The sequence below is a fragment of the Streptomyces sp. Ncost-T10-10d genome (assembly GCF_900091955.1).
GTDB lineage: Bacteria > Actinomycetota > Actinomycetes > Streptomycetales > Streptomycetaceae > Streptomyces.
The window spans coordinates 1-10,304 of record NZ_FMDF01000193.1 but is presented as its reverse complement, the minus strand read 5'-3'; the positions used below and the strand labels follow the sequence as shown (position 1 = coordinate 10,304).

Genomic DNA, 10,304 nt, shown 5'->3' with positions numbered 1-10,304 from the left:
CGTCGCACGCGAGGACAGCCCCGGTGACATCCGCCTTGTCGCCTACGTCGTCGCGAAGGGCATCGGTGAACTTCAGCGCCACTTGCGGCAGTTCGCGGCAGAGCGGTTGCCCGAGTACATGGTCCCCTCAGCGGTGGTCGTCCTGGACGCACTGCCGCTGTCCGTGAATGGGAAGCTGGACCGCAAGGCTCTGCCCGCCCCCGCGTACACGACCGGCGGTGGCCGGGGTCCGGTGACCCTTCAGGAAGAGCTGTTGTGCGCCGCGTTCGCGCAGGTGCTCGGGCTGGAGAGCATCGGGGTCGACGATGACTTCTTCGCGCTCGGAGGACACTCCCTCCTCGCGGTGCGGCTGATCAGCCGGGTGCGTGTGGTCCTGGGTGTGGAGGTGCCGCTGCGGATGCTGTTCGAGGCGCCGACGGTGGCTGGACTGGCAGGCCGCCTGCGCGGCTCGGCGAGGGCTCGGATCGCGCTCAAGGCCGCTGACCGGCCGAAGCGCGTGCCGTTGTCCTTCGCCCAGCAGCGGCTCTGGTTCATCGACCAGTTGGAGGGCCCGAGCTCGACCTACAACATCCCGTTCCGGCTGCCGCTCCCGGCCGGTGTGGACAGCGATGCACTGGGTGCGGCGCTGCGTGACGTCATCGGGCGGCATGAGGTACTGCGGACGCTGTATGCGGCGGGCGAGAGTGAGCCGTTCCAGCGGATCGTTGACGCCGACGCCCTGGCCTGGGAGCTGCAGGTTGTGGAGGTCGCACCGGATGTGCTGGAGGATGCGATCGCCGAAGCCGAGGGCTGTTCCTTCGACCTCTCGGCCGAGGTGCCGATCCGCGCGTGGCTGTTCGAGGCGGGGCCGGACGAGCGGGCGCTGCTGATCGTGATCCACCACATCGCCGGCGACGGCTGGTCGGAGGGCCCTTTGAGCCGGGACATCGCGACCGCCTACGAGGCACGGTCCGCGCACCTGGCCCCGGACTGGGAACCGCTGCCTGTCCAATATGCGGACTACACGCTGTGGCAGCGCGAGCTTCTGGGCGACGAGCGTGACCCGAGCAGCCTGATCACACGTCAGATGAACTACTGGCGTGAGGCGCTGGCCGGAATACCGGAAGAGCTGATGCTTCCCGTGGACCGTCCACGTCCGCCGGTTGCCTCCCACCGAGGGCACCGGCTGCCGCTGGTGATTCCGGCGGCCGTGCACGCGCGGTTGGTGGAGGTGGCACGGGCCGAGGGTGTGACGCCGTTCATGGTGTTGCAGGGTGCGCTGGCGGTGCTGCTGTCGAAGCTCGGTGCGGGGACGGACATTCCGATCGGTTCGGCGAATGCCGGTCGTACGGATGAGGCGCTCGACGACCTGGTCGGGTTCTTCATCAACACGTTGGTGGTCCGGACGGATCTGTCCGGCGAACCGACCTTCAGCGAAGTCCTGGGCCGGGCGCGGGAGACCACACTGTCCGCTCTGGCGCACCAGGACGTCCCGTTCGAGAAGCTGGTCGAGCAGCTGGCCCCGGCACGCTCGCGTGCACGGCATCCGCTGTTCCAGGTCCAGCTGGACCTCCAGAACAACGTCACCGACCGGGTGAGGCAGGATACTGCCGCGGCCGGTGGGACGACCGATGAGGTGCGGGCCGGTTCCGTAGCGGTGAAGTTCGACCTGGAGGTGCGGCTCTTCGAGGTGTTCGACGCGGCCGGCGCGCCGGGCGGCCTGCGTGGTTCGGTTACCGCGGCTGCGGATCTGTTCGACACCGATTCGGTCGAGCTGTTCGGGGCCCGTCTGGTGCGGGTGTTGGATGCGGTGACGCGCGACCCGGGCATGCTGGTGGGTGCGGTGGATGTGTTGGGTGAGGTGGAGCGTCGGCGGGTGGTGGTGGAGTGGAACGAGTCGGGTGTGGATCTGGGGTCGGTGTTGGTGCCGGGGTTGTTCGAGGCGCGGGTGGTGGGGTCGCCGGATGCGGTGGCGGTGGTTGCGGATGGTGTGGGGGTGTCGTTCGGGGAGTTGGATGAGCGGGCGAACCGTCTCGCGCATTTCTTGGTCGCGCAGGGGGTTGGTGTGGAGTCGGTGGTGGGGGTGTGTCTGCCGCGGGGTGTGGAGATGGTGGTGGCGGTTCTCGCGGTGTGGAAGGCGGGGGCGGCGTTTCTGCCGGTGGATCCGGAGTATCCGGTGGAGCGGATCTCCTACATGCTGGCGGACGGTGGCGTGGTGTTGACGCTGACGTGCGAGGAGGTGTTGGAGGGGTTGCCGGCGGGGCGGGTTCGGCTGGTGGCGGTGGACTCGGCCGTGATGGGCGTCCAGTTGTCGATGCTGCCGGCGATTGCTCCGGAGGTGTCGGTGTCCGCGGAGAATCTGGCGTATGTGATTTATACGTCGGGGTCGACGGGGCGGCCGAAGGGTGTGGCGGTCACGCATGGCGGGCTTGCGAATTATGCGCGGTGGGCGGCGGGTGCGTACGGTGCGGTGGGTGGTGTGCCGTTGCATTCGTCGTTGGCGTTCGATCTGACGGTGACGAGTGTGGTGGTGCCGTTGATCTCGGGTGCGGCGGTGGTGGTGGACGAGGTCGGCGGGGTGGAGGGTCTGGCGTCGTTGGTGCGGTCGTCGGGTGGTGGTTTCGGGCTGGTGAAGGTGGTTCCGGCGCATCTTCCGTTGCTGTCGGAGATGTTGACGGATGGTCAGGTTGCGGGTGTGGCGGGGACGTGGGTGGTGGGTGGTGAGGTGTTGCCGGGTTCGGTGGTGCGGGATTTGTTGGAGCGTGCTCCGGGTTCGGTGGTGGTGAATGAGTACGGTCCGACGGAGACGACGGTCGGCTGTTCGGTGTTCGAGGTGCGGGTGGATGATGAGGTCGGTTCGGTGGTGCCGGTCGGTCGTCCGATTGCCAACATGCGCCTGTATGTGCTGGATGAGCGGCTGAGCCCGGTGGCTCCGGGTGTCGCCGGTGAGCTGTACATAGCCGGTGTTCAGCTTGCTCGTGGTTATGTGAGGCGTGCGGGGTTGACGGCGGAGCGGTTTGTGGCGTGTCCGTTCGAGCCGGGTGTGCGGATGTACCGTTCGGGTGATATCGCGCGGTGGCGGCGGGACGGTCAGTTGGAGTTCCTCGGCCGGGGCGATGAGCAGCTGAAGGTGCGTGGTTTCCGGATCGAGCCGGGTGAGGTCGAGGCCGTGCTGGCCGGGCATCCGCAGGTCGCCCGGGCTGCGGTGATCGCCCGGGAGGACACACCCGGCGACATTCGCCTTGTCGCCTACGTCGTTGCCGACGACGAGGTCGACGACCTGACGGACCAACTGCGGAAGTACGCGTCCGAGCGGCTGCCGGAGTACATGGTTCCCTCCGCCGTCGTGGTCATGGACGAGCTGCCGATGACCGGCAACGGAAAGCTGGACCGCAAGGCCCTGCCTGCCCCTGAGTTTTCCGGTGGGGCCGGTGCCGGGCGTGCTCCGGCGAATGAGCGTGAGCGGGTGCTGTGCGAGGCGTTCGCCGAGGTGTTGCGGGTGCCCGAGGTGGGCGTCGACGACGACTTCTTCGCCCTCGGCGGCCATTCCCTCCTCGCCGTCCGCCTGATCAACCGGATTCGGACGCTGCTGAATGTCGAGGTGGAGATCGCGGCGCTGTTCGATGCCCCGACGCCGGCCGGCCTCGCCGACCGACTCGCGCAGGAGAAGCAGTCGGCGTCGACCAGGCCGACCCTGCGGCCGATGCGCAACCAGAAGGAGTCCTGATGATCCCCTTGTCCTTCGCGCAGCAGCGGCTGTGGTTCATCTCCCAGCTGGAGGGGCCGAGCGCCACCTACAACGTTCCGGTGGTGCTCCCGCTCGACGGGAAGGTCGGCCGGGAGGCGCTGAACGCCGCGCTGCGGGACGTCATCGGCCGGCACGAGGTGCTGCGGACCGTGTTCGACACCGTCGACGGCACGCCGCATCAGCGGATCCTCGAACTCGACGACCTGGCATGGGAACTGGAGGTCGTCGAGGTTGTGCCCGCCGGGCTCGAAGCTGCGGTCGAGGCCGTCGAGGGGTATACGTTCGACCTCGCGGCCGAGGTGCCGATCCGCGCCGAGCTGCTGGTCGTCTCGCCGGACGAGCAATTGCTCGTCGTGGTGCTCCACCACATAGCGAGCGACGGGTGGTCGATGGGGCCGTTCACACGGGACCTCATGACGGCGTACGAGGCCCGGTGTGAAGGACGTGCGCCGGTCTGGGAGCCCCTGCCGGTGCAGTACGCGGACTACGCGCTCTGGCAGCGTGAGCTATTGGGGAGCCCCGACGACCCGACGAGCTTGTTGGGCCGCCAACTCTCCCACTGGCGCGCGGTGTTGGCGGATCTTCCGGAAGAGCTGGCGTTGCCCTTCGATCACCGGCGTCCGGCGGTGGCCTCATACCGCGGTCATCGGGCGCGGCTGGAGATCTCGGCGCGGACGCATGCCCGGCTGGTGGAGCTGGCGCAGAGCGAGGGCGTCACGGCGTTCATGGTGCTGCAGGCGGCCCTTGCGGTCCTGCTGTCCCGCCTCGGCGCGGGGACGGACCTTCCGATCGGCACGGACGTGGCCGGGCGAACGGACGAAGCACTCGACGATCTGGTCGGCTTCTTCGTCAACACCCTGGTGCTGCGGACGGACCTGTCCGATGACCCGACGTTCCGCGAACTGCTGGGCAGAGTGCGGGCGACCGGCCTGGCCGCGTTCGGGCACCAGGACGTGCCGTTCGAGAAGCTGGTCGAGGAGCTCGCCCCGGCGCGCTCGCTGTCGCGGCACCCGCTGTTCCAGGTGATGCTGACCCTGCAGAACGCCGCGCGGACGCTCCTGCACGGGGAGCGCGTCGAGGTTTCGGCATCGGCCCCGGCGGGGGAGTCGGTGGCGAAGTTCGACCTGGAGCTGTCGTTCACAGAGGTCTACGGGCCGGACGGTGCGCCGTTCGGGATCCGGGGCTCGGTGACTGCCGCGGCGGACCTGTTCGAGGCGCGTACGGTTGCCGTGCTCGCCGACTGCCTGGCGCGCGTGCTGGACACCCTGACGGGCGCGCCGGAGCTGTCGTTGAGCGGCGTGCAGGTCGTGGACGCGTCGGGTGATGAGGTGGTGTTCCCGGGGCGGGGATCCGCTGCAGAGGCCGCGGACGACAGGGCGGGCGGCCGCGCCGCGGTGCGGCAGCCCGGCGCGGCGGCGGACCGTCGGCTGGTGGCGTACGTGGTGCCCGCACCGGGGGCGGAGGTCGACCCGGCGGAGCTGCGGGCTTTCGTCCGCGAGCAGTTGCCGGAGTCGATGGTGCCGGTGGCCGTGGTGCTGCTCGACGAACTGCCGCTGACGGCGAACGGCAAGGTGGACACGGGCCGGCTGCCCGCGCCGCCGGAGTACCCCGCCGGCACCGGGCGAGGCCCGTCGAACCCGCGTGAGGAGGTGCTGTGCGCCACGTTCGCCGATGTGCTCGGACTCGACAGCGTGGGCGCCGACGACGACTTCTTCGCCCTCGGTGGCCACTCACTGCTGGCGATCCGGCTGGTCGAGAGGCTGCGCGCGCAGGGCGTGACCGTGCCGGTGCGGGCGCTCTTCGAGACGCCGACCCCGGCCGGGCTCGCGCTGACGGCGGGCGACCGGAGCATGACGGTGCCGGAGAACCTGATCCCGGCCGGCGCGACCGAAATCACGCCGGAGATGCTCCCGCTGGTCGACCTGACGGCCGAGGAGATCGCACGGATCGCCACCACCGTGCACGGCGGCGCGGCCAACATCGCGGACATCTACCCGCTCGGGCCGCTCCAGGAGGGCCTGCTCTTCCACCACCTGATGGCGGACGGCGGCGACGACGCCTACGTGCTGCCCGCGGTGCTGGAGTTCGACTCGAGCACCGGGCTCGACGCGTTCGTGGAGGCGTTCCAGAACGTGCTCGACCGGCACGACATCTTTCGGACCTCGGTCGTCTGGGAGGGGCTGCCCGAGCCCGTCCAGGTGGTGTGGCGCCACGCGCCGATTCCGGTCACGGACCTGACCCTCGACCCGCGGAGCGAGGACATGGTCGCGGACCTGATCGCGGCCGCCGGCCTGTCGATGGACCTGGGCCGGGCACCGCTGATCACGGTGCACCGGGCCGCCGTGCCGGGCGGCGACCGCCGGCTGGCGCTGGTCCGAGTGCACCACATGGTGCAGGACCACCTGGCGCTGGAACTGCTGTTCTCGGAGGTCGCCGCCTTCCTCACCGGCCGCGGTGCGGACCTCCCCGAGCCGCTGCCCTTCCGGAACTTCGTGGCTCAGTCCCGCAGAGAGTCCGAACGTGCCGGACACGAGCGGTACTTCACCGACCTGCTGGGCGACCTCGACGAGCCGACCGCCCCGTTCGGGATCACGGATGTGCACGGTAACGGTGCGGCGGTGACCCGCCGCGTGGTGCCCTTCCCGCCAGAGTCCGAGCGCCGACTGCGCGAGGTCGCGCGCCGACTGCGAGTGAGCGCGGCGACCGTCCTGCACGTGGCCTGGGCGCGGGCGGTCGGGGTGATGTCCGGCCGGGACGACGTGGTCTTCGGGACGGTGCTGTTCGGCCGGATGAGCGGCGGTACCGGAGCCGGCCAGGTGCCTGGACCGTTCATCAACACGCTTCCGGTGCGCGTCCGTACGACCGGGACCGGCGTCCTGACGGCGGTGTCGGAGATGCGCGCCCAACTGGCGCACCTGCTGGAGCACGAGCACGCCTCGCTGGCGACCGCCCAGCAGGCCAGCGGACTCGCGGGCGAGACACCGCTCTTCACCGCATTCCTCAACTACCGCCACAACACCGGCCGGGGCGAGGAGCGGCCCGTCGAGGAGCAGCCGGACGACCTGGGTGCGCGCCTGCTGTACGCACGCGAGCGCACCAACTACCCGCTCGGCGTCGCGGTGGACGACGACGGTGACGGCCTCGCGCTCACGGTCGACGCCGTCGGCGCGATCGACGCGGAGGCGGTCGGTGTGCTGGTGCGTACGGCCGCGGAGCACTTGGTGTCGGCGCTGGAGGAGGCGCTGGACGGTGGTCCGGAGGCGCGGTTGAGCGAGGTGCGGGTCCTGGATGCGGCGGGCCTGCACCAGGTGATGGAGGAGTGGAACGACACCGGGGTTGAGGTCGAGGCCTCGACACTGCCGGGTTTGTTCGAGGCGCAGGTGGCGCGGACGCCGGATGCGCCGGCGGTGGTTTTCGAGGGTACGGAGGTCTCGTACCGGGAGTTGGACGAGCGGGCGAATCGGCTTGCGCGGCTGCTGGCCGGGCGTGGCGTCGGTCCGGAGTCCGTCGTAGGGGTGGTGATGGACCGCGGGGTCGATCTGGTGGTCGCGCTGCTGGCGGTGGTGAAGGCCGGCGGGGCCTATCTGCCGATCGATCCGGAGTACCCGGCCGAGCGGATCGCCTACGTGCTGTCGGATGCGGGTGTTCAGCTGGTCGTGTCGCACTCGGCGGTCGTGGATGTGGTGCCGGCGGGTGTGCCGGTGGTCGTGGTCGACGAGACCGGCACGGTCGCGGAGCCGGCCGGTGCCGTGGGCGTGCCGCCGGGTCGGGCTGTGGCGCCCGGGAACGCGGCGTATGTGATCTACACGTCGGGTTCGACGGGGCGGCCGAAGGGCGTGATGGTCTCGCACGATGCGCTGGTGAATCACCTGTTCGGTGCCGGTCGGCGAGTGGCGATGGGAGCCGGGGACCGGCTCGTGGCGGTGACGACGGTGTCGTTCGACATCGCGGCGCTGGAACTTTTCCTGCCCCTGGTGTCGGGATCGTCCGTGGTCGTCGCGCCGAGGGACGTGGTGCGGGATCCGGCCGCGTTGACGGGGCTGGTGGTCTCGTCGGGTGCGACGGTGCTGCAGGCGGTGCCGTCCCTGTGGCGGGCGCTGCTCGACACGGTGGGCTGGCCTGCCGGCGTACGGGCGCTGGTCGGTGGTGAGGCGCTGCCGCGTGAGCTGGCGCAGCGCTTCGCGGACCTCGGGATCGAGGCGGTGAACATGTACGGGCCGACCGAGGCGACGGTGTGGGCCACCTCGGCCGACGTCACCGTCGGTGCGGTACCGGTGGGCCGCCCGTTCGCCAACATGCGGGCGTACGTGCTGGACCGGGCGCTGCGGCCGGTTCCGGCCGGTGTGCTGGGCGAACTGTACTTGGCGGGGGCTCAGTTGGCGCGCGGGTACGCGGGCCGACCGGGCCTGACGGCCGAGCGCTTCGTGGCGTCGCCCTTCGCCTCCGGGGAACGGCTGTACCGGACCGGAGACGTCGCCCGCTGGAGCGCGGGCGGTGAGCTGGAGTGCATGGGCCGTGCGGACGACCAGGTGAAGGTGCGGGGGTTCCGTATCGAGCTGGGCGAGGTGGAGGCCGTCCTGGAGAGCCACGAGCGGGTGGCCCGGGCGGTGGCGGCGGTCCGCCGCGACACCTCTGACGATGCGGTGCTGGCTGCCTACGTGGTCCCTCATGAGGACCTGGACGTGGCCGAACTCCGTGCGCACCTGGGCCGGAACCTCCCCGCCTACATGCTGCCCTCCGCGTTCGTCGTTCTCGACGAGCTGCCGCTGACCGCCAACGGCAAGGTCGATCGCAAGGCGCTGCCCGCGCCCGACTTCGTCCCCGGCGCCGGGCGTGGCCCGGCCGACGCCCGTGAGGAGGTGCTGTGTGCCGCGTTTGCCGAGGTCCTCGGCCTGGAGAGCGTGGGCGTGGACGACGACTTCTTCGCCCTCGGCGGCCACTCCCTGCTCGCCGTTCGGCTGATCAGCCGGGTGCAGACCCAGGGCGTGGCGCTGTCGGTGCGAGCGTTGTTCGACAGCCCTACGCCGGCCGGCCTCGCTCGCTCGGCGGGCGTGAAGCAGGCAGAAGTGCCGGACAATCTGATCCCGGCGGACGCGACCGCGATCACCCCGGAGATGCTCCCCCTCGTCGACCTGAGCGCCGAGGAGATCGACCGCGTCGTTGCGACCGTGGAGGGCGGCGCCGCGAACATCGCGGACGTCTACCCGCTCGCCCCGCTCCAGGAGGGCCTGCTCTTCCACCACCTGCTCGCCGACGGCGGCGACGACGCCTACGTCCAGCCGACCGTCCTGGAGTTCGGCTCACGCGAGCTGCTCGACCGGTTCGCCGAGGCGCTCCAGCACGTGCTGGAGCGGCACGACATCCTGCGGACGGGCATCGTCTGGGACGGGCTGCGGGAGCCCGTCCAGGTGGTGTGGCGCAAGGCCGTCCTGCCCGTCGTCGAGCTGACGCCGGACCCGCAGAGCACCGACCCGGTGGACGAGTTGGTCGCGGCCGTCGGCTCCTCGATGGACCTGGCCCGGGCGCCCCTGGTCGAGTTCTACACGACCGCCGGCCCGGCGGGCCGCCCACTCGGGCTGGTGCGGGTCCACCACATGGTGCAGGACCACACCGCGCTGGAGGTGCTGCTGGGCGAGATCGAGGCGTTCCTCACCGGCCGAGGCGACGAGCTGCCGGAGCCGCTGCCGTTCCGCGACTTCGTGGCGCAAGCGCGCGTCGGGGTCCCGCGCTCGGAGCACGAGCGCTACTTCGCCGAGTTGCTGGGGGATGTCACCGAGCCGACGGCCCCGTACGGGCTGACCGACGTGCGCGGCGTCGGCGCCGGTGTCGAACGCGCGGCCAGGCCGCTGGCACCCCAGCTGGACGCGCGGCTGCGAGCGGTCTCGCGGCGACTGGGCGCGAGCGTGGCGACGGTCATGCACGTCGCGTGGGCTCGGGTACTCGGCGTGATCAGCGGCAGGGACGATGTGGTGTTCGGGACGGTGCTGTTCGGCCGGATGAACTCCGGAGCCGGCGCCGACCGCGTACCCGGTCCCTTCATCAACACGCTCCCGCTGCGGTTGCGTACGGACGAGCCAGGCGTCCTGGGTGCGGTGTCCGCGATGCGCGGCCAGCTGGCGCAGCTCCTTGAACACGAGCACGCGCCGCTCGCCCTGGCACAGCAGGCCAGCGGACTCATCGGAGGCTCGCCGCTGTTCACCTCCTTCCTCAACTACCGCCACACAGCCGACCAGGCAGGCGGCCCACCGATGGTGGAGGAGCCGGCCGACGACGAGGCGGGCGGGATTCGGACTCTGCTCTCCCGGGACACGACCAACTACCCCCTCGCGGTGACCGTGGACGACAACGGACAGGCCATCCGAGTGGCCGTGGATGCAGTGGCGCCTGCGGATCCGGAGGCGGTGGGCGTGCTGGTGTGCACAGCCGTCGAGGGTCTGGTGTCGGCGTTGGAGGTGGCGCTGGACGGTGGTCCGGAGATGCCGTTGGGCTCTGTGCCGGTTCTGGACGAGGTGGGGCTGCACCGGGTCGTGAGTGAGTGGAATGACACGGCGGTGGGGGTTGAGGCGTCGACGTTGTC

Annotated in this window: 3 protein-coding genes; 2 read left to right on the top strand and 1 reads right to left on the bottom strand. The window is 70.6% G+C overall.

Features of this window, described 5'->3' with window-relative positions:
* Positions 1 to 127: 127 nt before the first annotated feature.
* Complete coding sequence (locus GA0115254_RS46830) at positions 128 to 331, bottom strand: hypothetical protein (protein WP_256102917.1); 204 nt, start codon at positions 329 to 331, stop codon at positions 128 to 130.
* Between GA0115254_RS46830 and GA0115254_RS34215 the strand changes: the two genes are divergently transcribed.
* Together GA0115254_RS34215 and GA0115254_RS34210 are read left to right on the top strand one after the other, a co-directional pair.
* Positions 233 to 3,706: a non-ribosomal peptide synthetase gene (locus GA0115254_RS34215; RefSeq protein WP_370740989.1), complete on the top strand. Its 3,474-nt coding sequence runs from the start codon at positions 233 to 235 to the stop codon at positions 3,704 to 3,706. The two genes, GA0115254_RS46830 and GA0115254_RS34215, sit on opposite strands and share 99 nt — an antisense overlap.
* Positions 3,706 to 10,304: non-ribosomal peptide synthetase (locus tag GA0115254_RS34210; RefSeq protein WP_141720962.1), on the top strand; the 6,599-nt coding region annotated here is incomplete at its 3' end. The genes GA0115254_RS34215 and GA0115254_RS34210, both read left to right, overlap by 1 nt.